Raw genomic sequence first — 26,487 nt, forward strand, 5'->3', positions numbered from 1 at the left:
CGGAGACCGGGAGAGAAGAGGACCTGGAGCCATGGGATCAGCGTCACACGCCCGCACATTCCCGGCATCCCGGATGGGTGGATGTCATCCGCCGTGGTGACGGCGTCCCCCGCCTCACCCGAACGGCCGATCGGGACCACGCTCACGTGGCCGATCGGGACCACGCCCGCGACGGATCGGGACCGCGACGGATCGGGACCGCGCGCACGACGGATCAGCGCTGAGGAGTGCCCCCGGCCCGGCCCGGTCCCGCCCCGGCGGTCCGACTCAGTTCGGGTCTCCCGTCGAGACGCTCAGCTCGATGTGGGCGCCCTGCGGGTCGATGGCGGTGCCGGCGGTCGGGAACTGCTTGACGACCTGGTCCTCGGCGTAGGTGTTGCCGGGCTCCTCGATCACCTTGAGGGTCCATCCGGCGGCGTCGGCGCAGGCCTTCGCGGAGAGCAGGTCCTTGTAGACGAAGTCCGGTGCGGAGACCTTCTCGGGGTCGCGGACGTCCGTGCTCGGTTTGGTGCAGTCCTGGGTGTCCATCGTCCGGTTGCGCTCGGGGCCCTTGTGCTCCGCGGCGACGGCCGGGGCGCTGCTGCCGCCGGTGTCGTCGGTGGCCTCCGGTTCGTCGTTCCCGCCTCCGCCGAGGAGGAGGACCGCCGCCAGGCCGGCGACGGCGACGAGGGCGACGGCGGCGGAGCCCAGGATCACCCCGTTCCGGCGGGGCTTGCCGGCACCGGGGCCCACAGCGCCGCCGGAGGCGGTCTGGGCCACGGCGTACGGCGGCGGGGTCTGCTGGTACGCGGGAGGGGCAGTCTGCGGGTAGCCGTAACCGGGCGCCTGGGTCGGGACCCCGTAGGGGCCGGGCTGGTGCGGCTGGGGCTGCTGGTGCGCCGGGTACGGGGTCTGGATGCCGTACGGGGTGGGCGGGGCCTGCTGGTCCACCGGCGGGAAGACCGCGGCGCCGACGCCCGCCCCGCTGTTCGCGGGGCCGCCGGCGACGATCACCGGGGCGGCGGCCGGGCCCTGGGCGTTCAGCACCCGGAAGACCTCGTCGCGCATCGCGGCGGCGCTGGGGAAGCGTTCGTTCGGGTTCTTCCGCAGCGCGCGGGCGACGAGGGCGTCCACCGCGGGGGAGACGGACCGGTTGAGGGTGGACGGGGCCGGCGGCTGCTCCTGGACGTGCGCGTACGCGATGGCGAGCGCCGACTCCGCGTCGAAGGGGAGGCGTCCGGTGAGCAGCTGGAAGAGCATGATGCCGACCGAGTAGAGGTCGGAGCGGGCGTCCACGCCCCGGCCGAGGGCCTGCTCGGGGGAGAGGTACTGGGGTGTGCCGACGACCATGCCGGTCTGGGTCATCGAGGTGACGCCGGACTGCATGGCGCGGGCGATGCCGAAGTCCATGACCTTGACGACGCCACGCTTGGTGATCATGACGTTGCCGGGCTTGATGTCGCGGTGGACGAGCCCCATCTCGTGGCTGGTCTCCAGGGCGGCCAGCACGTCCGCGGTCACCTTGAGGGCCTTGTCCGTGGGCATCGCGCCGTGGGTGGCGACGTCCTCGCGCAGCACCGAGCCGAGCGGCAGGCCCTCGACGTACTCCATGACGATGTACGGCATCAGGGCGCCGCCGAGTTCGTCCTCGCCGGTGTCGAAGACGGAGACGATGTTGGTGTGCTGGAGCTTCGCGACGGCCTGGGCCTCGCGGCGGAACCGCTCGCGGAAGGACTGTTCGCGTCCGAGCTCGGTGTGCAGGGTCTTGATCGCCACCTGGCGGTCGAGTGCCGCGTCGTAGGCGAGGTAGACGGAGGCCATGCCGCCCTCGCCGAGCAGGTCGCGGAGCTGGTACCGCCCTCCTGCGACGGCTCCGCCCGCGTAGCGCCCGTGCGAACCGTCCTGGCTCATGACTTGCTCCCCCTCGGCGCGCCGACGACGCGTGGCCCCTGTTTCGCGGGCATCGCGGAAATCGCGGGAATCGCGCGAACCTGTCCCGAAATTTCGGTGAACAGCGGGCGCCGGTGCCCTGATGTCCGCGAAGATCCCTACTACGGGCCAAGTCTGCCCGAGGGGTGGGACACGTCAAGTCGGGTACTGGTTCCGTGACCCTGACCACATGAACCGTCTCGGAAGCGTTACAGGAACCGCCCGGAATGTGCCCCTGCGGCACGCCGGACGATCGGATGACCGGTTTCGGTCCGGATCTGGGCGCGCGGCGGAGGCTGTAGCGTGGCGTGGCAATGCAGCTGCCCATTCAGCTGATGCAGGTACCAGGCACCGTGAGGACCCGCGGACGCGCGGACAGATACGACGGCGAGGACTGATGGCACCCGATTCCGAAGCAAACGGCGGCGGAGTCTCGGATGGCACCGACTCCTGGGGCGTCGGCGGCGTCGTCGGGGACGGCCGTTACCGGATGACCCACCGGCTCGGCCGGGGCGGCATGGCGGAGGTCTACGCGGCGGAGGACGTCCGGCTCGGGCGTACCGTCGCGGTGAAGCTGCTCCGCTCCGATCTCGCCGAGGACCCGGTTTCCAAGGCGCGGTTCACCCGCGAGGCACAGTCGGTGGCCGGGCTCAACCACCATGCGATCGTCGCCGTGTACGACTCCGGCGAGGACGTCGTGGGCGGTCAGACCGTCCCCTACATCGTGATGGAGCTGGTCGAGGGCCGCACCATCCGTGAGCTGCTGATCAGCGCGGAGGCGCCGCCTCCCGAGCAGGCGCTCATCATCGTCTCGGGGGTGCTGGAGGCTCTGGCCTACTCGCACCAGCACGGCATCGTGCACCGGGACATCAAGCCCGCGAACGTCATCATCACGAACTCCGGCGCCGTCAAGGTGATGGACTTCGGCATCGCCCGTGCGCTGCACGGCGCGCAGTCGACGATGACGCAGACCGGCATGGTCATGGGCACACCGCAGTACCTCTCCCCGGAGCAGGCGCTCGGCAAGGCCGTCGACCACCGCTCCGACCTGTACGCGACCGGCTGCCTGCTGTACGAACTGCTGGCGCTGCGACCCCCGTTCACCGGGGAGACGCCGCTGTCGGTGGTGTACCAGCACGTCCAGGACATCCCGGTGCCGCCCTCCGACGTCTCGGACGCGGTGCCGCCGGAGCTGGACGGTCTGGTGATGCGTTCGCTCGCGAAGGAGCCGGACGACCGGTTCCAGAGCGCGGAGGAGATGCGCGGCCTGGTCCAGTACGGCCTGCAGATGCTCCAGGCTCAGGGTGGGCACACCGGCACGTGGAACACCGGGCCGGTCGCCGGGTACGACGGCGGTCATGCCCAGACGCAGGGTTTCGCCGGTGCGACCCAGGTGATGGGGGCCGGCGGCTACGCCTCGCACGGGGACACCTCGAAGGGGCCGATCCTGCCCCCGATGAACCCGGACGACGGCGGCTACGGCGGCGGCTACAACGGCTACGGCAACGGTCAGGGCGGCAACGGCGCCGGCAAGAGCAAGATGTGGCTGCTCGCGGTGCTGGCACTGATCGCGATCGGTGTCGGGGTCGCGCTCGCCGTCAACGCGGCGAGCGGCGGCGGCACCGACAAGGACAAGGTGGAGACCACCACGTCGAGTTCGCCGTCCCAGGAGGAGACCTCGGCCACGCCGAGCGACGAGCCGACCGAGGAGTCGCAGGCGCCCGAGGACTCCTCGGGCGGGAAGTCGCAGTGGTCCCAGGACCCGACCTGGACGCCGACTCCGACGCAGTCGCAGCCTTCGTACACGCCGCAGCCGACGCAGACGACGCAGGCACCCTCCACGTCGTCGGGCGGGGACGACTCCGGCTCCACGGGCGAGGCCACCACGGAGCCGACCGCGGACCCGACGGACGACGACGACGAGGGCTCGGGCTCCCTGGGCGGCCTCGTCGGAGGCGGCGGCACCACCACCGAACCCACCGATTCGACGAGCGCGGCAGGCTCCACCACCTGACCCCGGGGCCCCCGCCGGGGCGGAGACGTAAGGCGCTCACCCCGTGAACGCCTCGTTCACCGCCTCGTACTCCCGGGTCCACCACACCACCAGGGCCGACACCGCAGGGAACTGCGGGTCGGCCCTTCGGTCTCCCAGGGCGTAGCGCCACCGCAATATCCAGAAGTCGTTGAGCCGCTCCCACCAGACCCGGTGCACGGCGTCGGCGAGTTCGGCCGAGCTGACGCCGGCGGCCTCGCGGTAGGCGCGTGCGTACGCCTTGACCTTGTCCAGTTCCAGTTTTCCGGCCGGCTGGACGAAGAAGATCGCGGCGGCGCGTACGGCTTCCTCGGCGCGCGGCTGCACGCCGAGCCGGTCCCAGTCGACGATCGCCACCGGGTCGCTGCCCCGGTAGAGCAGGTTCAGCGGGTGGAAGTCGCCGTGGACCCAGCCGTGGGCGGGGCCGACGGGGGTGGGCGGGCGCCGGTGGGCGTGACGTTCCAGCAGGGCCCGGCGTTCGACGAGGCGGTGCACGGCCAACTCGTCGAAGGCGTCCAGCGGGGTGTCGCGGGGGCGTACGCCGCGTGCCGCGTCGAGCAGTTCGTCGATGAGGGCGAAGGTGTCGGCCGGGTCGGGGCTGCCGTGTCCGCGCCGTGTGGCCGGGGTGCCGCTGCCGGGGCCCATGACCTGTTCGAGACCGGTGTGTACGGCTCCGAGGAGCGCCCCGAGACGCGTGGACTGGTCGGGGGTGAGCTGGGCGCCGACGCGGTGGCGGCCGTCGACCCAGGGGTGCAGGGCGAAGCAGTGGCCGTCGATCACCGTGACGGTCTCGCCGTCGGCGTCCGCCAGCGGGGGTGCGACGGGGACGCCGATCGACTGGAGGCGCTGGGTCGCCCGGTGCTGGCGGGCGATGAGGGAGCGTTCGCCGGTGGCGTCGTCGAGGTGCTGCTTGTCCAGGTGGTGCTTGAGGAAGTACGCGCCGCGCGTGGTGGAGACGCGGTACCCGTGGTTGAGCAGTCCCTTGGTGATCGGCTCGCAGGCGAGCGGTTCACCGACCGCGGGATAGCGGCGCATGACCTCGCCGACCGGAGGCTGGGGAGGATGGGTTACATATGAGCGCGGCACTTACCAGATGGTAGATCACGCAACGTGGCCCGGATGCGGACTTGAATTCCAGTCCAAAGTGTGCACAGAGGCGAACTGCGGGTGCAGCCGTAGATACACCGGATCAAAGGCCTGACCGTCGACCTCGGCGGGCAGGGCGCCGAAACGGGCGCGCTGGACGCGGGTGGGTTCCAGCAGTTCGGCGGTGGCGGTGAGCTGCACGGTCCACAGGGCACGGGTGCCCGGGGCGGCGGTGCTCAGGTTGTCGGCGCCGTACGCGACGACGCTGCCGTCGCAGGCCTCGTGATGGCCGAGGCCGCCGTGCATGCGCAACACGAGATGCCCGTCGCACACGATGTGACGGGCGAGGGCCAGCAGCGGGAGCGCACGCCTGCTGGTTGCCAGCCGGCCGTACGGGACCCGGTCCAGCAACTCGATGGCCTGCGATTCCTCTGGAGACATGCCTTCCACTGTCCGATGGCGCCCGGCCCCCGGGTAAGGGCCGGCGGCCCCGTGCACACCGGGACTTAGGGCCTCTGTCGGTCGGCGGTCGGGCCCGCGGGCACCGGTGGCGCCGCCGGTGGGGGTGACAGCGGCAGCGTCAGTGGGGCTGACAGCGGGGTCAGCGCTGCTCTTCCGCCTGGATGCGGGCGACGTACGCGGCGGCCTGCGAGCGGCGCTCCATGCCGAGCTTCGACAGGAGGCTGGAGACGTAGTTCTTGATGGTCTTCTCCGCGAGGTGCAGGCGCTCGCCGATGACGCGGTTGGTGAGCCCCTCGCCGATCAGGTCGAGGATCTTGCGCTCCTGGTCGGTCAGGTTGGCGAGCTTGTCGTCACCCTTGCTGTCCTTGCCGTCGCGCAGCCGGGCCAGCACCCGCGCGGTGGCCGCCGGGTCGAGCAGCGACTTTCCGGCCGCCACGTCGCGTACCGCGCTCAGCAGCTCGTTGCCCCGGATCGCCTTCAGCACGTACCCCGAGGCCCCGGCCATGATCGCGTCGAACAGGGCCTCGTCGTCCGCGTACGAGGTGAGCATCAGGCACTTGATGTTCTCGTTCCGGGAGCGGATCTCCCGGCACACCTCCACCCCGCTGCCGTCCGGCAGGCGCACGTCCAGGACGGCCACGTCGGGGCGGGTGGCGGGGATGCGGACCAGGGCGTCGGCGGCGGTACCGGCCTCGCCGACCACCTCGATGTCGTCCTCCACCGCGAGCAGGTCGTGGACGCCTCGACGGACTACCTCGTGATCGTCGAGTAGAAATACGGTGATTTTTCCGTCTTCGGACACATTCGCAGTCTCACACACTCCGCTTCGCCGCGCTCCCCCCTGCGCCGGATTCCCTCTTCCCCGCGCTTCCCCGCACCGGATTCCCCGGGATAACGTGCCGTTGTTCCGGCGGCCTGCAAGGCTGTTACCAGTGCTGTGACCAGCGAGAGTTCGAGTTTTTCGCGATTTACTTGGAAATCCAAGCAAAATCGCAGGTCAGAGAGGGTTTCGCGTATATGCGACCCACTGGGTAACGTGCCTGTGACAGGGCGCTCGCCGGGGCACCTGTCACGCCTGTTCCCGGCCGAGCGGCACCCACCCCGTGCACGGGTCCGGACACAGGCGAGCCGCACTGGTTCCCGGCAGACCCCGGGGTCCGGACCGACGGAGGAGCACGCACGTGACCGTGGAGAGCACTGCCGCGCGTAAGCCGCGACGCAGTAGCAGCAGCAGGCGCACCAGCGCCGCGAAGGCACCACAGAGTTCCGAGCCTCAGCTCGTACAGCTCCTGACGCCCGAGGGCGAGCGTGTGGAGCACCCCGATTACAGCATCGACCTCTCCCCCGAGGAGCTGCGCGGGCTGTACCGGGACATGGTGCTCACCCGCCGTTTCGACTCCGAGGCGACCGCCCTGCAGCGCCAGGGCGAGCTCGGCCTGTGGGCCTCGCTGCTGGGCCAGGAGGCCGCGCAGATCGGTTCCGGCCGGGCGCTGCGCGACGACGACTACGTCTTCCCCACCTACCGCGAGCACGGTGTCGCCTGGTGCCGGGGCGTGGACCCGACGAACCTGCTCGGCCTGTTCCGCGGGGTGAACCACGGCGGCTGGGACCCGGCGAGCAACAACTTCCACCTGTACACGCTGGTCATCGGCTCGCAGACGCTGCACGCCACCGGCTATGCCATGGGTGTCGCCAAGGACGGCGGCGACTCCGCCGTGGTCGCGTACTTCGGTGACGGCGCCACCAGCCAGGGCGACGTGGGCGAGGCGTTCACCTTCGCCGCGGTCTACAACGCCCCGGTGGTGTTCTTCTGCCAGAACAACCAGTGGGCGATCTCCGAGCCCACCGCCCGCCAGACCCGGGTGCCGCTCTACCAGCGCGCCCAGGGCTACGGCTTCCCCGGTGTCCGGGTCGACGGCAACGACGTGCTCGCCTGCCTCGCGGTGACCAAGGCTTCGCTGGAGCGGGCCCGCAGCGGAGAGGGCCCCACGCTCGTGGAGGCGTTCACCTACCGCATGGGCGCGCACACCACCTCCGACGACCCGACGAAGTACCGGGCCGACGAGGAGCGTGCCGCGTGGGAGGCGAGGGACCCGATCCTGCGGCTGCGCACGTACCTGGAGAAGCAGAAGTTCGCGGACGAGGCCTTCTTCACCGCGCTGGAGGCGGAGAGCGAGGCGCTCGGCAAGGGCGTGCGTGAGGCCGTCCGTGCCATGCCGGACCCCGAGCCGATGGCGATGTTCGACCACGTCTACGCCGACGGGTCCTCGCTCGTCGACGAGGAGCGCGCCGAGTTCATCGCCTACCAGGCATCGTTCGTCGAGGAGGGGAACTGACCATGGCCGCGGAAAAGATGTCCATCGCGAAGGCGCTCAACGAGTCGCTGCGCCACGCCCTCGACACCGACCCCAAGGTCCTGATCATGGGTGAGGACGTCGGCAAGCTCGGCGGCGTCTTCCGGATCACCGACGGGCTCCAGAAGGACTTCGGCGAGGGACGGGTGATCGACACCCCGCTCGCCGAGTCCGGCATCGTCGGCACGGCGATCGGCCTGGCCCTGCGCGGCTACCGGCCCGTCGTCGAGATCCAGTTCGACGGCTTCGTGTTCCCCGCGTACGACCAGATCGTCACGCAGCTCGCGAAGATGCGCGCCCGTTCGCTCGGCAAGATCAAGCTGCCCGTCGTGGTGCGCATCCCCTACGGCGGCGGCATCGGCGCGGTCGAGCACCACAGCGAATCGCCCGAGTCGCTGTTCGCACACGTCTCCGGCCTGAAGGTCGTCTCGCCTTCGAACGCGCACGACGCCTACTGGATGATGCAGCAGGCTCTCCAGAGCGACGACCCGGTGATCTTCTTCGAGCCGAAGCGGCGCTACTGGGACAAGGGCGAGGTCGACACCGAGACCATTCCGGTCCCGCTGCACCGCGCCGTCACCGTCCGCGAGGGCAGTGACCTCACGCTCGTCGCGTACGGGCCGATGGTGAAGGTCTGCCTGGAGGCCGCCGCGGCGGCCGAGGAGGAGGGACGGTCGGTCGAGGTCCTGGACCTGCGGTCGATGTCCCCGATCGACTTCGACGCCATCCAGGCCTCGGTCGAGAAGACCGGCCGGCTGGTCGTCGTGCACGAGGCCCCGGTCTTCTACGGCTCCGGCGCGGAGATCGCCGCCCGGATCACCGAGCGCAGCTTCTACCATCTCGAAGCACCGGTCCTGCGGGTCGGCGGCTACCACGTCCCGTACCCGCCGGCCCGGCTGGAGGACGAGTACCTGCCGGGTCTCGACCGGGTGCTCGACGCCGTCGACCGCTCGCTGGCGTACTGAGGAGAGGGGTCGTGACGATGACCGACACAACGGTCCGTTTCCGCGAGTTCAAGATGCCCGACGTGGGCGAGGGACTCACCGAGGCAGAGATCCTCAAGTGGTTCGTCCAGCCCGGCGACACCGTCACCGACGGCCAGGTCGTCTGCGAGGTCGAGACCGCCAAGGCCGCCGTGGAGCTGCCGATCCCGTTCGACGGGGTGGTGCACGAGCTGCGCTTCCCCGAGGGCACCACGGTCGACGTGGGCGAGGTGATCATCTCGGTGGACGTGGCGCCCGGTTCGGCCGCCGACGTGCCCGTCCAGGCCGCTCCGGTCTCCGCACCGGCGGCGCCCGAGCCCGCCGCCGCCCCGGAGGAGGCGCCCAAGGGCCGCCAGTCCGTCCTGGTCGGTTACGGCGTCTCCGAGAGCTCCACCAAGCGCCGCCCCCGCAAGGGTGCTGAACAGCCCGCCGCTGCCGCGGTCCAGGCGGTCCAGGGCGAGCTGAACGGCCAGGGCGCCGGTGCCGCCCAGGCGGTGCCGAAGAGCCGTCCGCTCGCCAAGCCCCCGGTCCGCAAGCTCGCGAAGGACCTCGGCATCGACCTGGCCACGGTCACCCCGACCGGCCCGGACGGCGTCATCACCCGCGAGGACGTGCACGCCGCCGCCGCTCCGGCCCCCGCGCCCACCGTCCCGGCACCGGCGTCGGCGCGGGTCAACGGCACGGCCGCCGTCCAGGCCGCCGTGGCGGAGTCGCTCGACGAGAACGCGCCGTACGACACCGCTCCGGCGTCGGCGCCGCAGCCGGTGGCCCCGGTGCCGGGTGCGCGGGAGACCCGTATCCCGGTCAAGGGGGTACGGAAGGCCATCGCGCAGGCGATGGTCACCAGCGCCTTCACCGCGCCGCACGTCACCGAGTTCGTCACGGTCGACATCACCCGCACGATGAAGCTCGTCGCGGAGCTGAAGGAGGACAAGGACCTCGCCGGGGTCCGGGTCAACCCGCTGCTCCTCATCGCGAAGGCCCTGCTCGTCGCGGTCAAGCGCAACCCGGGCATCAACGCCGCCTGGGACGAGGCGAATCAGGAGATCGTCCAGAAGCACTACGTGAACCTGGGCATCGCCGCCGCCACCCCGCGCGGACTGATCGTGCCGAACATCAAGGACGCGCAGGAGAAGACGCTGCCCGAACTCGCGGGTGCGCTGGGCGAGTTGGTTGCCACCGCCCGCGAGGGCAAGACCTCCCCGGCGGCGATGGCGGGCGGCACGCTCACCATCACCAACGTGGGTGTCTTCGGCGTCGACACCGGTACGCCCATCCTCAACCCGGGCGAGTCCGCGATCCTCGCGGTCGGCTCGATCAAGCTCCAGCCGTGGGTCCACAAGGGCAAGGTGAAGCCCCGTCAGGTCACCACTCTGGCACTGTCGTTCGACCACCGTCTGATCGACGGTGAACTGGGTTCGAGGTTCCTGGCGGACGTCGCCGCGATCCTGGAGCAGCCGAAGCGCCTGATTACCTGGGCCTGACGGCCGGTACGTGTACGAGGGGTGGGCCCGCGCGCGGCAGTGTGCGGGCCCACTCTCCGTTTCCGGGTGCGGGAGGCGGCGCGGCCCGGCGGTACGCCGAGCTATGGGAGGAAGACGGGCCCGGTCTTCCCTGCGAGGGACATCTCGGCGAACACCGTCTTGCCGACCGTGCGGCGCTCGATGCCCCACTTGTCGGCGAGGTTCGCCACGATCAGCAGCCCCCGCCCGAAACAGTCGGTGTCCACCGGCTTGCGGGTGTCCGGCAGCCGTTCCGCCCGCGCGTCGCTGACCTCGATCCGCAGGCTGGTCGCGGTGAGCAGGAGGCGTACCCGGAAGAGTCGGCCCCGCACCCCGCCGTGCAGCACCGCGTTGGTGGTCAACTCGCTGACCAGCAGCGCCACGTCGTCGGCCAGGTGGTCATGCCCCCACTCCGCGACGAGCCGCGCGGCCCGGCGCCGGCTGAGCCTGACGCTGGCGGCCGTGGGTGTGTAACTGAGCACGTCCTCACGGAGAACGGGTTCAGGGGCGGGGATTTCCTGGGCGGGCGTCATGGACACGTACCTCCGTGGAAACGGGCGGTGGCGATGCCGCGCCGGCGACCGGGCCGGTATGTCTCCGGCGCAGGGCAGGACGGTGCACTTCCGCCGGTGGCCTCGCTGTGCGAGCGGTGGAGTACTGAAAGTAGCGACGGTCCCAGTCTGGGCACAAGTGAAACGGAGACAAGTGTCTCCAACGGGTGAAGGTGCTCGACGCACGCGCAGGCGGACGCGACACTGGCCCTGTGAATCGAGCAACCCAACTCGGGAATCGGACGTCGACCGTGCTGGGCCGAAGGCTCGGCAGTGAACTGCTGCGCCTGCGGGACGCATCGGGGAAGACGCAGCAGCAAGCCGCGCAGACGATCAGTGCCACCAATTCGAAGATCGTGAAAATGGAGCGAGGTTGGGTCCCGATGCGGGACCCGGACATTCGTACGCTTTGCGAGTTCTACGGCACCGACGATCCGAAGCTCGTCGGCCGCCTGCTGGACCTGGCCGGCCTGGACCGGGAGCGTCGCAAGGCGAAGGGCTGGTGGAACCAGTATCCGGAGCTGAGGTCGCTGGTCGAGTACGTGGCGCTGGAGGACATCGCCACCGGTATCCGTACGTGGCAGGGGGCGTTCGTCCCCGGGCTGCTCCAGACACCGGACTACGCACGAGCTCTCGCAGTGGGGAATGCCGAGTGGCGTGAACCGGAGGAGATCGAGCGATTCGTCGAAGCGAAGGTGGCGCGGCAGGCTCGTCTTGCGGATGACGAGCCGCTGGCGCTGTGGGCGGTCATCGGCGAAGGTGCCTTGCGGCAACTGGTCGGTGGGCGCGAGGTGATGCGTACGCAGCTTGCGCACCTTGCGGCAGCGTCCAGGGAGCCAAATGTCACGGTGCAGGTTGTCCCGTTTCTCGCGGGGTCCCATCCCGGGATGACCAGCGCTTTCAGCGTCGTCTCCTTCGCCGAGCCAGGAGCACTCGACGTGGTTTACATGGACACCACGTCGTCTACGCTGTGGTTGGAGAGCGAGACGGACGCTGCGCGTCACAACGTCACGTTCGGCCGCATTGCCAGAAGCGGACTCGCTCCCCGCGATTCCATCGCTCTGATAGAGCGTATTCGCAAGGAGTTGTAGCTGTGCGCCACTTCGATTTCGTCAAGTCCAGCTACAGCAGTGGAGATGGCGAATGTGTCGAGGTGGCCCGCAATGTCCCGGGCGCCGTGGCGGTCCGTGACTCAAAGTTTCCCGATGGACCGGTAGTTGTCGTGACTTCCCGCGCGTGGGCTTCGTTCCAGGACGATGCTCGCTGTGCGGAGGTGAACTGACGTCGGAGACGTATCAGTTCAAGGTCTCGACGTACGCCGACGGGAACAACGGCCAGAGTGCGCCGAGGTCGCCCGCAACGCCCCCGGCTCCGTGGCCGTGCGCGATTCCAAGCGGCCCCACGGCCCCGTGCTTGTGTTGGCGACCACTGTCTGGGACGCCTGGGTGACCGCTCGCTCTGACGAGAGCGGGGCGATCTCCGCAGGGGACAGTAGCCAGGGAGTGGGCGAGGGTGAAAGACGCGGTTCTGGGGTAAGGCCTCAATTGCCACGTGAGGGTTCCGCACTCAGATCTGCCGCGGCAACGTCTCCCGACCCGAGCAAAGAAGCCGGTCAGCGATGAACTATGAGTTCACCAAGTCCAGTTACAGCAGCATGAACAGCGACTGTGTAGAGGTCGCCCGCAACGTCCCCGGCTCCGTAGCCGTACGCGACTCCAAGCGTCCCCACGGCCCCGTCCTCGTCGTCGCGCCCGCAGCCTGGGCGGCCTTCAGCGCCGAGTTGTGCCGCACGGAGAGCGCCGGCTCCTGATCGAGTGGCCATCCGGGACGGCTCCGGCGTGAGCGGGCCCCGTATGCAAGGGCGGATACGCCGGCGTGCCAGCGGACGGGACGGGCAACCGGCCCCCGCCGTCCGTCGCCCTCGGGCGTCGTGAGGAGTCCTGGCGGGCTCGCATTCGGCGAACCGGGGCTCTGAACCGGGATCTTCACCGCAACCACGCGCGCCAGGGCGAGACTTGACGCTCAGGGCCGCGTCGGCTCCGGCGAATCCGCCGTACCGGATTGCGTGACATCCACCGGGCAAGAAAGAACGATCGGTATAGTAGGGTGCGCCATGAGCGCGCAACCGAGGAACGACACCACCGGCGCGTCCAACGCACCAGAACTGCCCAGCAATTGGGGCCGCTGGGGCGCCGACGACGAGCTGGGTACGCTCAACCTGATCACCAGGGAGGCCAGGGCCAGGGGCGCCGCGGAGGCCCGTACCGGGCGAGCGGTCTCGTTGGCCCAGCCGATCCGGCCGGCTCCGTTCGTCAGTGGACCCTTCGCCCCCACCACCCGCGAGGACTCGCCGGTCCAGCACCTGATGCAGTACACCGGAGGGGCCCCCGCGACGGCGGACATGATGCTGGTGACCAACCACCATGTGCGCTCGACCCACCTCGACGCGCTGGGGCACCAGGTCGTGGACGGGCAGGTCTACCCGGGGCGGCCGCTCGCGGAGAGCGTGACCCCGACCGGCGTACGGCACGGCTCCACGGCGGCGTTCGCGGCCGGGATCGTCACCCGGGGTGTCCTGCTCGACCTGGCCTTCGAGGGCCCGCTGCCCGCCGGACACCCGATCACCTCGGAGGACCTGGAGGCCGCCGAGGCCCGCCAGGACGTACGGCTGGAGTCCGGGGACGCCCTGGTGGTGCGCTGCGGGTGGGTCTACGCCATCGACCCGGAGAAGCCGATGCCGGGTATCAGCCTGGACGCGGTGCGGTGGATGCACCGGCGCGGGGTGTCCCTGTACGCCGGCGACCTCGGCGACGCGTACCCGCCGCTGGACCCCGCCGTACCCGGACCTCTGCACCGCGTCGCGCTGCCGCTGCTGGGCATGCCCCTGATCGACGTGACGGAACTTGGAGAAGTGGCCGCCGTCTGTGCGGAGTTGAACCGTTACGCCTTTCTGCTCTCGGTGGCGCCCCCGCGCATCCACGGATTGACCGGCATCCCGGTCAATCCGCTGGCGATCTTCTGACGGGCACCCCGGCGTCGTCCGCCGCGACCCGTACCGAAGTGGAGCGGACGTCTGCGTCCGCCGCACCGCGCAAGAGCGGCTGAGCGGGCCGGCCCGGAGATCGCGTGGGTCAGCGGTGGAGGGAGCGGTTGAGGTCCACCACCTCGTCCAGCGTCGGCATGGCGGTGAGCGTGGCGAAGCGGCTCATCTGACGGTCCCGGTTGCGGGGTGCCTCGCCGCGGTCGGCGGCGGAGAGGGCCGGTCCCAGGTCCTTCAGAACCAGTTCGGTGCAGTAGGCGGGCGTCATCGGCTGCTGGCGCCAGGAATCGGCCAGCACGCCGGCGTCGAGGGGGTCGAAGCCACTCTCGTCCACCAGGCGCATACCGATGCGGCGGGCTTCGTCGGAGTCGGCCGCGACCGGGAGCGCGATGCGGCCGGGAGTTCCGGCCGGCAGCCCCCGCGTCTGCAAGGTGCCGGCCAAGGCGGCGTTCCACGCCTTGACCACGGGGCGCCCGAGTTGTTCGGCCACCCACACGCTCTCCACCTGGCCGTCTTCGACGGGCTCGACGCGCCCGCCCAGATGGGGGAAGTAGTTGGAGGTGTCGATGACCACGGTCTGCGGCGGTACGGAGGCGAAGAGTCCGGCTACGTCCGGGATGCGGGTGAAGGGGACGGACAGGATGACCACATCCTTGTCCTGAACGGCTTCCTGTGCGGTCACCGCGCGCGCCCCGAACTCCGTCACCGACGGGTCCACGGTCTCCGGGCCCCGGGAGTTCGCCACCTGGACGTCGTGCCCGCCCGCGCTGAACGTGCGCGCCAGCACGGTCCCGATCGGACCTGTTCCGACAATGCCGAGTTTCATGATGTGTTCCTCTGGAGAATGCGTCGTTCCTCAGTGGGAGGGACGACGTGACGGGCGGCCGGGCCGGCGGGGCCCGGACAACTGGGGGCTTTTTCGGGGCTTCCGCGAGGGGCTTCGCGGAGGGAGGGCTACTCTCCGATACCGGGTTGCCGGTAACCGCTTTCGATCAGGTCGCGCAGGCGGCCGAGGGCTTCCTCGTCGGCGGCGCCGGTACCCATCAGCCAGGCGACGGAACAGGCGGCGAGGAACAGGTCGTACCCCGTGACCGAGGGCCGGGCGCGTCCCGCGCGCTGGGCGGCCTCGACGTACTCGTCCGTCGTGTCGATCAGGATGCCGCAGGGCAGGGTCAGGGGATTGCCCGGCTCCCGCGCCTTGGCCGCGGCCATGAGCGGCTCCGGCAGACCGCTGAACGCGCTGAAGTACTCCTCCAGTGCCCGGAGCCACTGCCGCAGCCCTTCGGCCGCGTCGGCGACCCGGGCGATCTCCGCCCGGCGGGCGAGCAACTCGTCCGAACGCGTTTGCAGCACCGCCGCGAGCAGCGCCTCCCGGGTGGGGAAGTGCCGGTACAGCGTGGCAGGGCCCACGCCGGCGTCCTTGGCGATCGCCTCCAGTGACGCGCCCACCCCGTGCCGCAGGAAGTGCCGCTGCGCCGCCTCCAGCAGGGCGGCCCGGTTGCGCAGGACATCCGCACGCGGTTTGCGTACGGGCCGGTGTTCGATGTCCACGCGCGCTCCTCGCTGCCGTCAGGGAAAGCGGTCCCGAAAGTGGTACCAGGAAACGAAGGCTGCCTCCGTATTGCTCCAGCGTAAAACGGAGGCAGGCTCCGGTCAACTTGGCTCAGGGGGCTCCGGGGTGCCCCGGACCACCGCGTGCGACCGTCTGGATCGCCGTCGGACTGCCGGGCAGGATTGGCCCGGCCCGGCTTTCCGCCCCTGGTCACCCGGCGACGGCCGAGGCGAGCCGCGCGATCGGGTCGTCCTGGAGCCGCCGCTGTGAACGGCCCGTGGGCCAGGTCGAGAAGCCGTCGTCCTGCCACCGGGGGATCACGTGGAAGTGCAGGTGGGGAACGGACTGTTCCGAGCCCGGGCCGCTGGCGTTGAGGACGTTGACCCCGTCGGCCCCGAGCGCGGACCGCATCGCGTCGGCGACCCGCCGCACCAGCGCCATGGTCTCCGCGAGGACCTCAGGAGGTGTGTCGAAGAGGTCGGCGAAGTGCGAGGCCGGGACGACCAGGGCGTGGCCGGGGGCTATCGGCGTGAGCGGGGCGAAGGCGAGGGCCACCGGCCCGCGAGCGACCCACCGGGCCGAGTCGGCCTGGATGAGAGCACAGAAGACGCAGTCCATGGTGCCCGACCCTGACAGACGCGACCGCGGCCGCCCGCCCGGAGAACCGGACGGGCGGCCGCGACCACGTGCCGTCGGGCCTCATGCTGCCGGGCGTTCACGGGTGTTGTCCTTCGGGAGTGGCCGGCATGTCGAGGCGCTCCCGGCGACAGCGACGTCAATCGCCCGGCCGTGACGGCAGGGGCAGCACCCACATCGCTACGGCGTTCACGGGTCTCACCTCCTTGTGCGGCGTCACGGCTCGAACGGAAACAGCAGGCGGGCTGGGCCGGATGGCCGGTCGCCTCACCGTGCGGGCGCGGAATCGTTTCCGATCCGGTGACGGGGTTACTCGTGAGGCATGGCACCGACCCCCGAATCCCCCTATGAACAGGAAGAACCCGGCGGGCACCACCGCGCCGGACACCACCGCGCCGGCCGGGACCATGACGCGGAGGCTTCCTCGCAGAAGCGCGGCCCCGACGCCGAACGGCACAGCCCCGGCCCCGGGTCCCAGGACGAGAACGCCGGCCCCGGCCCCGAGGTGGAGGCCAACGCGCCCGAGGCCCCGACCGCCATGCCCAAGAAGTCGTGGTGGGCGGTGCTGAAGCGGACGGGCAAGGAGTTCAAGGACGACGAGCTCACCGACCGGGCCGCCTCTCTGACCTACTACGGCATCCTCGCGCTCTTCCCGGCTCTCCTGGTACTGGTGTCGCTCCTCGGTCTCGTCGGGGAGTCGACCACCCAGAAGGTCATGGACAACCTGAAGAAGCTCGCGCCCGGACCGGCCCGCGACATGCTGACCGACGCCGTGGAGCAGTTGCAGAACAACGGTGGCGTCGGATCGGTTATGGCCGTGGTGGGCCTGGTGCTGGCCGTCTGGTCGGCCTCCGGCTACGTCGCGGCGTTCATCCGTTCCTCCAACGCCGTCTACGACCTCCCCGAGGGGCGCCCGGTGTGGAAGATACTGCCTCTGCGCCTCGGGCTGACCGTGGTCCTGATGGTGATGGCGGTGATCAGCGCCCTGATCGTCGTCTTCACCGGCCCCCTCGCCCGCCGGGCCGGCGAGACGCTGGGAGTCGGCGACACCGCGTTGACCGTGTGGTCGATCGCGAAGTGGCCGGTCCTCGCCGTGCTGGTCACGCTGATGATCGCGATCCTCTACTGGGCCGCGCCCAACGCCCGTGGGCGGGGCTTCCGCTGGGTCACCCCGGGCAGTGTCCTGGCTCTCCTGATCTGGTTGGCCGCCTCGGCGGGCTTCGCGGTGTACGTCGCCAACTTCGCCTCGTACAACAAGACGTACGGCACCCTCGCGGGGGTAATCGTCTTCCTGGTGTGGTTGTGGATCACCAACCTCGCGATCCTTCTCGGCCTCGAATTCGACGCGGAGATGAGCCGGGAGCGCGCCATCGTCGGTGGCCTTCCCGCGACCGAGGAGCCGTACGTCGAACCACGCGACACCTCCAAGTGGTCCGACGAGGACCGTCGGCGGCTCGGCTGATTCCGAGGGCCGGTCCCGGCCCTGACGCGGCCAGTACCCCATGACGAGCAGAGGACGGAACAGCGGTGTACAGGACAGTGGACGACGGTGAGGACCACGGCCTCGCGACCGGTTTGAACGCCCTGCGGCTGGGCGATCGCCTGCTGACCCACCGGTGGCACGGTGGCGGTCACCGGTGACACGGGAGGTGCTGCCGGCCGTGGAGTCGGCGGCCGAGCGCACCAAGCTCTGGTGGGCCGCGGCGGGCGTGATGGTCGTACTGGGCGGCGGGCGGCAGCGGAAGGCCGCGGTGGCCGGACTGGCTGCGATGGGGCTCGCGGAACTCCTCTCCAACGGTGTGGGCAAGCAGCTCTACGAGCGACGCAGACCGCCCGCCGAACTGATCCCGCACGAGGGGGTCCATGACCGGCCCGACAGTTCGTCCTTCCCATCCGGCCACACCGCTGCCGCTGTCGGGTTCACCGCCGCGGTCGCCGCCGTATCCCCGGTCGTGGGCGCGTTCTGCGCCGTCCCGGCGGCAGGGGTGGCGGTCGAGCGGGTGCAGTCGGGGGCGCACTACCCGAGCGATGTGGCCGCCGGAGCTGCCCTGGGGCTGGCGAGCGCCTGGCTGGTCCGTCGCGTGCCGAAGCTCTGGTGGCGCCGACTGCTCTGAGCGGGCGGGCCGATTGTTCCGTGCGGGGGGCCTTTCCCGCCGTACGGGAGGGACCACGAAGGGTGCGCATGCCGCCGATTCCCGGGGGTAGCCGCCTTTCAGATGTATTCATGACAATCGGCAGATATGCGGCGGACGAGCGCCCGGCAGGGGGCGACTCCGCGAGGGAAGGCGGCGCGTGTCATGAGCACGGTTGAGCACCTTGCCGAACGGGACCGTACCGGGCCCGGTGGTACCGGTCCCGGAGGGAGCCCCCGGGTCGAGGACTCCTCGGTCGGGACCCTGGTGACCCAGGCGTCCCAGCAGCTTTCGCAGCTGGTACGGGACGAAATGCGCCTGGCGCAGGCGGAGATGACACAGAAGGGCAAGCGGTTCGGGCTCGGCGGCGGGCTCTTCGGCGGCGCGGCCACCGTGGGGTTCCTCGCGCTGGCCTCGCTGGTCGCCGCGGCGATCGCCGGGCTGGCCACCGTTCTCCCGGTATGGGCCTCGGCGCTGATCGTGTGCGCCGTGCTCGCGGCGGTCGCCGGAGTGCTGGCCGCGAAGGGGAAGAAGGAGCTCGCGCTGGCCACCCCGCCCAAGCCCGAGCGGGCCATCGACAACGTCAAGGCCGACATGGCAGAGATCAAGGAGAAGGCGCACCGATGAACGACACGCCCCAGTCCCGGCCCCCGCACGACGACCCGCAGACCCCTGAGGAACTGCGGGCGCAGGCGGAGGCGACACGCGAGCAACTCGGACAGACGGTCGAAGCCCTGGCGGCGAAGGCGGACGTGAAGGCGCAGGTCCAGCGGAAGACCGAGGACGCCAAGGCGCAAGCCAGGCTGAAAGCGACGGAGGTCAAGGTCCAGGCCCGGCTGAAGGCGATGGACGCCAAGGCGCAGGTGGAGGAGAAGGCCGGTGCCGCCAAGGTCCAGGCCCGGGACACGGCGGCGCTCGCCAGGGACCGGGCCGGCCGGATCGCACGGGACGCCCAGGAGAAGCTTCCGGCCCCGGTGGTGGCGAAGGCGGTGCAGGCCAAGGACCGGATCGAATCCGCCGCGTCGGCCGTCGCCGCGAAGGTCGGGGAGAGGGCTCCGGACGCGTTCGGGGAACAGGCCGCCCGGACCCGCGGTGCTGTCAGTCGGCGGCGCGGGCCGCTGCTCGCGGTGGCTGCCGTCGCACTGCTCCTGGTGATCGGGAAGCGCCGCACCGGAAAGCGCTGAGGGGGTGGCGGGGCCCGTGGGAAGGCGGGGAAGCGCACGACGCTCGGCGGGGCGGACCGGAACACCGGTCCGCCCCGCCCTCTCGTGCGCGGCGCCCCTCTGCCGTCGGTGCAGCGGCCGGAATGTGCGCGGACGCGGGTGCCGGGGCCGGAGCCGGGCAGAGGTAGCAGAAGCGGTGGAGGCGGACCGTGCTTCCCCGGCCGGGTGGAGGAGAGCGGCGATGGCACCGGAGCGGGCGAGTGACGCGGAGAGGCCGGCACCCGAAGAGGTGACGCCACCGGGCGAGGAAACGCGCGACGGGACGCAGGACGGGACACGCGACGGGACACGCGACGGGACGCAGGACGGGACACGCGACGGGACACGCGACGGGACGCAGGACGGGACACGCGACGGGACACGCGACGGGACGCAGGACGGGACACGCGACGGGACACGCAACGGGACGCAGGACGGGACACGCGACGGGACGCGTGACGGGACGCGTGACGGGACGGCCTGGTGGAAATCGGCGGTCGTCTACCAGGTCTATCCCCGCAGCTTCGCGGATTCGGACGGCGACGGGATCGGCGATCTGGACGGCATCACCGCCCGGCTCGACCACCTCACGGAGCTGGGGGTGGACGTGCTCTGGCTGTCGCCGGTGTATCCGTCGCCCCAGGCCGACAACGGCTACGACATCAGCGACTACCAGGACATCGACCCGGTCTTCGGCGATCTGGCGGCCTTCGACCGCCTGTTGGACGCCGTGCACGCACGTGGCATGAAGCTGATCATGGACCTGGTGGTCAACCACACCTCGGACGCGCACCCGTGGTTCCAGGAGTCCCGCGATCCGGAGGGCCCCAAGCGCGACTGGTACTGGTGGCGCCCTCCGCGCGACGGGCGGGAGCCAAACGACTGGGGTTCCTTCTTCTCGGGTCCCGCCTGGACGTACGACGAGGCGAGCGGGGCGTACTACCTCCACCTGTTCGCGCCGGGCCAGCCCGACCTCAACTGGGAGAATTCCGAAGTGCGCCAGGCCGTGTACGCCATGATGCGCTGGTGGCTGGAGCGTGGTGTGGACGGTTTCCGGATGGACGTCGTCAACCTCATCTCCAAGGACCCGGACCTGCCCGACGGCGTTCCCACCGGCGACGGACCGTTCGGCGACGGATCGCCCCACTACGTCTGCGGCCCGCGCATCCACGAGTTCCTGCGGGAGATGCACCGCGAGGTGCTGGCCCGCTACCCGGGCCGGCTGCTCAGCGTCGGGGAGATGCCCGGGGTGACGGTCGAGCAGGCGAGACTCTTCACCGATCCGCGCCGCGCCGAGCTGGACATGGTGTTCCAGTTCGAGCACGTCGGGCTCGACCACGGGCGCGGCAAGTTCGACCCGCGCCCGCTGCGGCTGACCGATCTGAAGGCGTCCCTGGGCCGCTGGCAGGAGGGCCTCGCGGACGTCGGCTGGAACAGCCTGTACTGGAACAACCACGACCAGCCGCGCGTGGTCTCCCGGTTCGGCGACGACGGCCCCCGTCACCGCACCCGTTCCGCGAAGATGCTGGCCACCGTGCTGCACCTGCACCGGGGCACTCCGTACGTCTACCAGGGCGAGGAACTGGGCATGGCCAACGCCCCGTTCGCCACCATCGAGGACTTCCGGGACATCGAATCGCTCCATCACTACGCCGAGGCGACGGGCGCCGGAGCCCGGCCCGAGGAGGTGCTGCCCGGTCTGCGGGCGATGGGCCGGGACAACGCGCGTACCCCCATGCAGTGGGACGCCTCCCGCCACGCCGGGTTCACCACCGGCACCCCCTGGCTTCCGGCCAACCCCGACCACACCGAGGTCAACGCCGAGGCCGCGCGGGCGGACCCCGACTCCGTCTTCCACCACTACCGACGGCTGATCGCGCTGCGCCACACCGAACCGGCCGTCGTGCACGGTGACTTCCGGATGCTGCTGCCGGACGACGAGCGGATCTACGCGTTCACCCGGTCCTACGGGCGTATGGCGCTGCTGGTCCTCGGCAACTTCACCGGCCAGACCGTCGCCGTGGACCTTGCCGGAGCCGGAGCCGGAGCCGGAGCCGGAGCGGGCCTCGCGGACTGGGTGGGCGCCGAACTCCTTCTCGGCAACGGTCTGTCGGCGCCCCAGAAGCCGGGCCGCCTGGTGCTCGCCCCGTGGGAGGCGAGGGCGCACCGCCGCGTCGGCTGAGCCAGGGCGGGGCGCCGCGAAGATGATCCGCGCATCCCCGGGTACCCGCGCCCCATGACCGTCTACGGATTCCACGCATCGCACGAACAGGTGCCGCCCGCAGCCCTGTTGGCCGCCGTCGTCCGCGCCGAGCAGGCCGGTTTCACCGCCGCCATGTGCTCGGACCACTTCTCGCCCTGGAGCGTCCGGCAGGGCGAGTCGGGCTTCGCCTGGTCCTGGCTCGGGGCCGCCCTCCAAGCCACCGACTCCGTCCCGCTGGGTGTCGTCAACGCCCCGGGGCAGCGCTACCACCCGGCGGTCGTCGCCCAGGCCATCGGGAGCCTCGCCGCGATGTACCCGGGCCGCTTCTGGGCCGCCCTGGGCAGCGGCGAGGCGTCCAACGAGCACATCACCGGCACCGGTTGGCCGCGCAAGGAGGTCCGCAACGCCCGGCTGCGGGAGTGCGTGGACATCATCCGGGCGCTCCTGCACGGCGAGGAGGTGAGTCACGAGGGCCTGGTGACCGTGGACCGGGCGCGGCTCTGGACGCTTCCCGAGGCGGTGCCGCCGCTGATCGGCGCCGCGTGCAGCGAGGAGACCGCGCGGTGGTGCGCCGCATGGGCGGACGGCCTGATCACCGTGAACGCCCCGCACGACGATCTGGTGCGGATCGTGGACGCCTACCGTTCGGCGGGCGGCGCCGGTCCGCTGCACCTCCAGGTCCACCTGGCCTGGGACCCCGACCACGACACCGCGCTCGCCCTCGCCCACGACCAGTGGCGTACCAACGTGCACGGGCCGCCCGCGAGCTGGGACCTCGACTCGGCGGAGACCTTCGACCGGGTCAGCGAATACGTCACACCGGAACGGGTCGCCGAGAGCGTCAACGTCTCCGCGGACCTGGGGCAGCACGCGGCCTGGCTCCAGGAGTACGCCGACCTGGGCTTCGACTCGGTCATGCTGCACCACGTGGGCGTCGAACAGAGCGCCTTCATCGACGCGTTCGGAGACAAGGTCCTCCCGCGCCTCGACGTCACCCGGCCCGCCCCCGCCGTGGCCGGAGGTGCCCGGTGAGGCTGACCCGCACCTCCGACGTGTGGTGGAAGAACGCCGTCGTCTACTGCCTGGACGTGGAGACGTACCAGGACGGCGACGGCGACGGGACCGGCGACTTCGCCGGGCTCACCCAGCGGATCGACCACCTGGTGCGCCTCGGTGTCACCTGCGTCTGGCTGATGCCCTTCTACCCGACCCGGGAACGCGACGACGGCTACGACATCACCGACTTCTACGGCGTCGATCCCCGGCTCGGCACCCTCGGCGACTTCACGGAGTTCGTGCGGACCGCCCGGGACCGGGGCATCCGCGTCATCGCCGACCTGGTGGTCAACCACACCTCCGACCACCATCCCTGGTTCCTGGACGCCCGCTCCAGCCGTGACTCGGCCCACCGCGACTGGTACGTCTGGTGCGACACGCCTCCGGAGGACGGTCCGCAGGGGGTCGTCTTCCCCGATGCCGAGAAGAGCGTCTGGGAGTACGACGAGGGCACCGGGCAGTACTACCTGCACCGCTTCTACAAGGAGCAGCCCGACCTCAACGTCGCCAACCCCGCCGTACGGGACGAGATAGCCCGCATCATGGGGTTCTGGACGGAACTCGGGCTCTCCGGTTTCCGGGTGGACGCCGTGCCCTTCCTGCTGGAGACCGACGGGCAGCCCGACGCGGGCGCGCTGCCCGACCCGCACGCGTACCTCGCCGACCTGCGGGCCTTCCTCGGCCGCCGCAACGGCGAGGCGATCCTGCTGGGCGAGGTGAACCTGCCGTACGCCGACACCGCCCGGTTCTTCGGCGGCGCCGAGGCCGGGGAGGGGGACGAACTGACCCTCTGCTTCGACTTCATCGGCATGCAGCGGATGTACCTCGCCATGGCACGCGAGGATGCCGGACCGCTGGCGCAGGCCCTTCGCGAGCGCCCGGTCCCGCCCCGCGACGCGCACTGGGCGACCTTCGTCCGCAACCACGACGAGCTGACGCTCGACAAGCTGGACGAGGACGAACGCGCCGAGGTCTTCGCGGCCTTCGGACCCGACGAGGACATGCGGCTCTACGGGCGCGGGCTGCGCCGCAGGCTGCCGCCGATGGTCGACGGCGACCGGCGCCGGGTGGAGCTGGCGCACAGTCTCCTGCTCACCCTGCCGGGGACTCCGGTCCTCTTCTACGGGGAGGAGATCGGGATGGGGGAGAACCTCGCCGCACCCGGCCGCCAGGCGGTACGGACCCCCATGCAGTGGACACCGGACAAGGAAGGCGGCTTCACCCGGGCCGAGGGCGTGACACTGCCCAATCCGGTGGTGGAGGGCGCGTACGGCCCGAAGCGGGTCAACGTGCATGACCAGACGCGGGACCCCGACTCCACGCTGTCCCGTCTGCGGAACCTCATCGAGCGGTACCGGGAGGCACCCGAACTGGCGTGGGGCCACTGCGAGGTGCTCGACACCGACGTGCCGGGGGCGCTGGCGCATCTCGCGTCGCTGCCCGAGGGGGCGGTGCTCGCCGTGCACAACTTCACCGGCCGCCGGCTCACCGTGGCGATGGAGGTGCCGGGGCTGCGGGGCGGTCGTCTTCTCACCGACCTGGCCGACGGTGAGGGCGTGAAGTCGGCGGCCGGTGGGCGGGTCGATCTGGCACTGGAACCGTACGGCTACCGCTGGCTCCGGGTGAACACCCCGCTGGACGACCCCGACCGCACAATCGAGGAGTGAGCCGGGACCCCCGGGATACGGCCACGGGCCCCGCGCGCTCGTCCGCGCGGGGCCCGTGGGGTGTGTCGTACCGTCGGGTGATCAGCTCACGCGGCCGGTTCCAGCACCACGCCGACAGTGCCGGGTACGGAAGCCGTGCCGTCCGCGTAGAGGGCGGCCACGCGGTAGAAGTGCGTGGTGCCCGCGGCGGCGGTGCGGTCGGTGGCGGTGGTCACGGTGGACGGGGACGTGGCGTCCGCGATCGGCTCGTACGTCTCGGTGACCCGGTTCCAGCGCTCGACCGTGTAGCCGGTGGCGTCCGTGACCGGCTGCCAGGTGAGCTGGACTCCGCCAGTGGTTCCGGCCTCACCGGTGACGGTGACCGGGGAGCCCTCCGGGGTTTCGACGGTCGGTGTCAGGTCCCGCTCGACGACGGTCACGACCGGGTTGGCCTCGGGGTCGCTCATGCTGTTGTTGCCCGAGGTGTCCTGGACGTCGATGAAGTAGCAGCGCTCCTCGCCGTCCGGAAGCCGGACGTCACGGTACGAGGTGACGGTGGGTCCGACGTACACGGAGGAGAGCGCGTAGCAGACCGAGGTGCCCTCCTCCTCGTCCGTGACCAGCTCGCCGACGAGGATCCGCTGGCGGACGATGTCGGCCTCCGCACCGGTCTTCCAGCGCAATTCGACGCCGTAGTCGGTCGCCTCCGCGCTCAGGCCGGTGACGGGTGCCGGGGGTGTGAGGTCCTCGTAGAGGGTTGTGGTGGTGACGTTGGCCGCGGCTGCGGACTCCTTTCCGGTGGAGTCGAACGCTCTGACCACGTAGTGGTACGTGGTGCTGCCCACCGGATAGTTGTCCGTCCAGGTGAAGCGGCGACTGCCGTCGGCGAGCAGGGTCGATGCGACGACGTCCGCGACGGGGGCCGACGTGGTGTCCACGGGCAGGGTCGTGGAGCGGTAGACGTGGTAGCCGGATACCGAGCCGTCGGTGGTCGCCCGGAGCCAGGAGAGCGTCACGGAGGACGCGGCCGGGGTCGCCGTCAGGCTGTGCGGGGCGGCGACCGTGCGGTGCGCGGCGGCGGCCGTGTAGGTCGCGGGGGTGTACGCCGAGGTGCGGCCCGCGCCGTCCACAGCGGCCACCCGGTACTGCCACTGGGCGGACCGGGCGACGGTGGTGTCGTTGAAGGAGGTGCCGGTCACCGAGACGGTGGTGGCGGTTCCGGCGCCGCTGCGGTTCAGCAGATAGCGGGTCGCGCCCGCCACCGGCTTCCAGGCGACCGTGATGCCGGTGTCCGTACCTGTCGCGGCGAGACCGGTCGGGGTGGTCATGAGCGGCGAGAGCGTCGCGATGTCGGCCGAGCCGGTGGAGACGTTGCCGGCCTTGTCGACGGCGCGGACCTCGTAGTAATAGGTCTTGCCGGGCTCGGGGTTGAGGCCGGTCCAGCTCGTGGCGGTGCCCGAGCCGACCTGCGTGTACGTGGTGGTGCCGGCCAGGCGCCGGTAGACCCGGTATCCGGCGAGGTCCATCTCCACGCTCGCCGGCCAGCTCATCTTGACCTTGCCCGAGGCGGTGTCGTGGGCGGCCTTCACACCGGTGGGGGTGCGCGGCTTGACCTTGTCGTACGTCTTCGACGTGCGGGGCGCGTAGGAGAACTTGACGTTCGCGGCGCCGGTCCAGTTGACGTAGTCGACGCGCAGGGTGTGCTTGCCGGACGGGATGGTCAGGTTGACCGACTTCGAGACGGTGGCGGAGCCGTTCTTCCAGATGTCGATCTTCCGTACGCCGTCGAGGTAGACGCGTACGCCGTCGCGCGCCGAGGCGGCGAGGGTGAAGGGGCCGCCCGAACCGAAGTCGCGGGTGACGGAGTAGCGGACGGCGAAGTTGTCCTTCGGCAGACCGGAAACGGGGGCGCCGTTGACCCAGTTCTGGTCCATCACGTTGTCGCAGTCGGTCTTCTTCGGCGTACCGGCGAACGTGGTGTTCGCGTAGTAGGTGCGCGTGAAGTAGTTGGTCTTGCAGGTCACCGTGGCCGCGGCGGCGGGGGTGGCGCAGATGGCCGCGAGCAGGGTGCCGGAGGTGGCCGCGACGGACACGGCGGCGGCGGTGCGCAGCCGTATGCGGGAGAACGGGGTCACGTGGGGA

25 protein-coding genes are annotated in these 26,487 nt (G+C 70.8%); 16 read left to right on the plus strand and 9 right to left on the minus strand.

What is annotated here, in order from left to right; all coding sequences use genetic code 11:
• Positions 1-267: 267 nt before the first annotated feature.
• On the minus strand, positions 268-1,890 hold the full coding sequence (locus tag OHA55_RS15415; protein ID WP_266706674.1) for a protein kinase: 1,623 nt from the start codon (positions 1,888-1,890) through the stop codon (positions 268-270).
• Positions 1,891-2,305: 415 nt separating this feature from the next.
• Between OHA55_RS15415 and OHA55_RS15420 the strand changes: the two genes are divergently transcribed.
• Positions 2,306-3,922 (plus strand): protein kinase, encoded by a 1,617-nt coding sequence (locus OHA55_RS15420; protein WP_266706675.1) that lies wholly within the window; start codon positions 2,306-2,308, stop codon positions 3,920-3,922.
• Between the two features lie 36 nt (positions 3,923-3,958).
• Here the strand turns inward: OHA55_RS15420 and OHA55_RS15425 are convergent, their stop codons facing one another.
• The 3 genes from OHA55_RS15425 to OHA55_RS15435 form a co-directional block, all read right to left on the minus strand.
• Positions 3,959-4,975, minus strand: a complete 1,017-nt coding sequence (locus OHA55_RS15425) for a phosphotransferase (RefSeq protein ID WP_266710684.1) — start codon at positions 4,973-4,975, stop codon at positions 3,959-3,961.
• Between the two features lie 66 nt (positions 4,976-5,041).
• The gene (locus OHA55_RS15430) at positions 5,042-5,467 is read right to left on the minus strand and encodes a pyridoxamine 5'-phosphate oxidase family protein (RefSeq protein ID WP_266706676.1); all 426 of its coding nucleotides are present in this window, start codon (positions 5,465-5,467) and stop codon (positions 5,042-5,044) included.
• A 160-nt stretch (positions 5,468-5,627) separates the two neighbouring features.
• A complete protein-coding gene (locus OHA55_RS15435; RefSeq protein WP_266706677.1) occupies positions 5,628-6,290 on the minus strand; it encodes a response regulator transcription factor in 663 nt (220 codons plus the stop codon).
• A 379-nt stretch (positions 6,291-6,669) separates the two neighbouring features.
• On the opposite strand from OHA55_RS15435, the gene pdhA reads away from it, so the two are divergent.
• From pdhA to OHA55_RS15450, 3 genes are read left to right on the plus strand one after another with little or no spacing between them, the layout of a single operon-like run.
• Positions 6,670-7,824 carry a pyruvate dehydrogenase (acetyl-transferring) E1 component subunit alpha gene (pdhA, locus tag OHA55_RS15440; RefSeq protein WP_266706678.1) on the plus strand — a complete coding sequence of 385 codons (1,155 nt, stop codon included), beginning with the start codon at positions 6,670-6,672 and terminating at the stop codon, positions 7,822-7,824.
• Between the two features lie 2 nt (positions 7,825-7,826).
• The gene (locus OHA55_RS15445; RefSeq protein WP_266706679.1) at positions 7,827-8,807 is read left to right on the plus strand and encodes an alpha-ketoacid dehydrogenase subunit beta; all 981 of its coding nucleotides are present in this window, start codon (positions 7,827-7,829) and stop codon (positions 8,805-8,807) included.
• Between the two features lie 17 nt (positions 8,808-8,824).
• Positions 8,825-10,309: a dihydrolipoamide acetyltransferase family protein gene (locus OHA55_RS15450; RefSeq protein WP_266706680.1), complete on the plus strand. Its 1,485-nt coding sequence runs from the start codon at positions 8,825-8,827 to the stop codon at positions 10,307-10,309.
• A 101-nt stretch (positions 10,310-10,410) separates the two neighbouring features.
• Here the strand turns inward: OHA55_RS15450 and OHA55_RS15455 are convergent, their stop codons facing one another.
• Complete coding sequence (locus OHA55_RS15455) at positions 10,411-10,860, minus strand: ATP-binding protein (protein WP_266706681.1); 450 nt, start codon at positions 10,858-10,860, stop codon at positions 10,411-10,413.
• A gap of 230 nt (positions 10,861-11,090) precedes the next feature.
• Between OHA55_RS15455 and OHA55_RS15460 the strand changes: the two genes are divergently transcribed.
• From OHA55_RS15460 to OHA55_RS15480, 5 genes are all read left to right on the plus strand, one after another.
• Positions 11,091-11,969 (plus strand): helix-turn-helix transcriptional regulator, encoded by an 879-nt coding sequence (locus tag OHA55_RS15460; RefSeq protein ID WP_266706682.1) that lies wholly within the window; start codon positions 11,091-11,093, stop codon positions 11,967-11,969.
• 2 nt (positions 11,970-11,971) lie between these two features.
• Positions 11,972-12,160, plus strand: a complete 189-nt coding sequence (locus OHA55_RS15465; protein ID WP_266706683.1) for a DUF397 domain-containing protein — start codon at positions 11,972-11,974, stop codon at positions 12,158-12,160.
• A 97-nt stretch (positions 12,161-12,257) separates the two neighbouring features.
• Entirely contained in the window at positions 12,258-12,500 is a 243-nt protein-coding gene (locus OHA55_RS36510) for a DUF397 domain-containing protein (RefSeq protein ID WP_323180418.1), read from the plus strand.
• Positions 12,497-12,688 carry a DUF397 domain-containing protein gene (locus tag OHA55_RS15475; RefSeq protein ID WP_266706684.1) on the plus strand — a complete coding sequence of 64 codons (192 nt, stop codon included), beginning with the start codon at positions 12,497-12,499 and terminating at the stop codon, positions 12,686-12,688. Before OHA55_RS36510 ends, OHA55_RS15475 begins: the two co-directional genes overlap by 4 nt.
• A 303-nt stretch (positions 12,689-12,991) precedes the next feature.
• Positions 12,992-13,900: a cyclase family protein gene (locus tag OHA55_RS15480; RefSeq protein ID WP_266706685.1), complete on the plus strand. Its 909-nt coding sequence runs from the start codon at positions 12,992-12,994 to the stop codon at positions 13,898-13,900.
• A 109-nt stretch (positions 13,901-14,009) separates the two neighbouring features.
• On the opposite strand, the gene OHA55_RS15485 is transcribed toward OHA55_RS15480, so the two are convergent.
• The 3 genes from OHA55_RS15485 to OHA55_RS15495 all read right to left on the minus strand — a co-directional run bounded on the left by OHA55_RS15485 (position 14,010) and on the right by OHA55_RS15495 (position 16,088).
• Positions 14,010-14,744, minus strand: a complete 735-nt coding sequence (locus OHA55_RS15485) for an NADPH-dependent F420 reductase (protein WP_266706686.1) — start codon at positions 14,742-14,744, stop codon at positions 14,010-14,012.
• Between the two features lie 128 nt (positions 14,745-14,872).
• Complete coding sequence (locus OHA55_RS15490) at positions 14,873-15,469, minus strand: TetR/AcrR family transcriptional regulator (protein ID WP_266706687.1); 597 nt, start codon at positions 15,467-15,469, stop codon at positions 14,873-14,875.
• A 211-nt stretch (positions 15,470-15,680) separates the two neighbouring features.
• Positions 15,681-16,088, minus strand: coding sequence for an HIT family protein (locus OHA55_RS15495; protein ID WP_266706688.1), 408 nt, complete (start codon positions 16,086-16,088; stop codon positions 15,681-15,683).
• Positions 16,089-16,428: 340 nt separating this feature from the next.
• Between OHA55_RS15495 and OHA55_RS15500 the strand changes: the two genes are divergently transcribed.
• The 7 genes from OHA55_RS15500 to OHA55_RS15530 all read left to right on the plus strand — a co-directional run bounded on the left by OHA55_RS15500 (position 16,429) and on the right by OHA55_RS15530 (position 24,366).
• A complete protein-coding gene (locus OHA55_RS15500; protein ID WP_266706689.1) occupies positions 16,429-17,568 on the plus strand; it encodes a YihY/virulence factor BrkB family protein in 1,140 nt (379 codons plus the stop codon).
• A gap of 175 nt (positions 17,569-17,743) precedes the next feature.
• Positions 17,744-18,220, plus strand: a complete 477-nt coding sequence (locus OHA55_RS15505) for a phosphatase PAP2 family protein (protein ID WP_266706690.1) — start codon at positions 17,744-17,746, stop codon at positions 18,218-18,220.
• 183 nt (positions 18,221-18,403) lie between these two features.
• Complete coding sequence (locus OHA55_RS15510) at positions 18,404-18,865, plus strand: phage holin family protein (protein ID WP_266706691.1); 462 nt, start codon at positions 18,404-18,406, stop codon at positions 18,863-18,865.
• Positions 18,862-19,422, plus strand: a complete 561-nt coding sequence (locus tag OHA55_RS15515) for a DUF3618 domain-containing protein (protein WP_266706692.1) — start codon at positions 18,862-18,864, stop codon at positions 19,420-19,422. Before OHA55_RS15510 ends, OHA55_RS15515 begins: the two co-directional genes overlap by 4 nt.
• A 220-nt stretch (positions 19,423-19,642) precedes the next feature.
• Complete coding sequence (locus OHA55_RS15520) at positions 19,643-21,622, plus strand: alpha-glucosidase (protein ID WP_266706693.1); 1,980 nt, start codon at positions 19,643-19,645, stop codon at positions 21,620-21,622.
• A 54-nt stretch (positions 21,623-21,676) separates the two neighbouring features.
• On the plus strand, positions 21,677-22,675 hold the full coding sequence (locus OHA55_RS15525) for a TIGR03885 family FMN-dependent LLM class oxidoreductase (RefSeq protein WP_266706694.1): 999 nt from the start codon (positions 21,677-21,679) through the stop codon (positions 22,673-22,675).
• A complete protein-coding gene (locus OHA55_RS15530; protein WP_266706695.1) occupies positions 22,672-24,366 on the plus strand; it encodes an alpha-amylase family protein in 1,695 nt (564 codons plus the stop codon). Before OHA55_RS15525 ends, OHA55_RS15530 begins: the two co-directional genes overlap by 4 nt.
• Before the next feature lie 86 nt (positions 24,367-24,452).
• Here OHA55_RS15530 and OHA55_RS15535 read toward each other — a convergent pair whose 3' ends face one another.
• Positions 24,453-26,480, minus strand: coding sequence for a fibronectin type III domain-containing protein (locus tag OHA55_RS15535; protein WP_266706696.1), 2,028 nt, complete (start codon positions 26,478-26,480; stop codon positions 24,453-24,455).
• Positions 26,481-26,487 lie beyond the last annotated feature (7 nt).

The organism is Streptomyces sp. NBC_00102 (assembly GCF_026343115.1).
Taxonomy (GTDB): domain Bacteria; phylum Actinomycetota; class Actinomycetes; order Streptomycetales; family Streptomycetaceae; genus Streptomyces.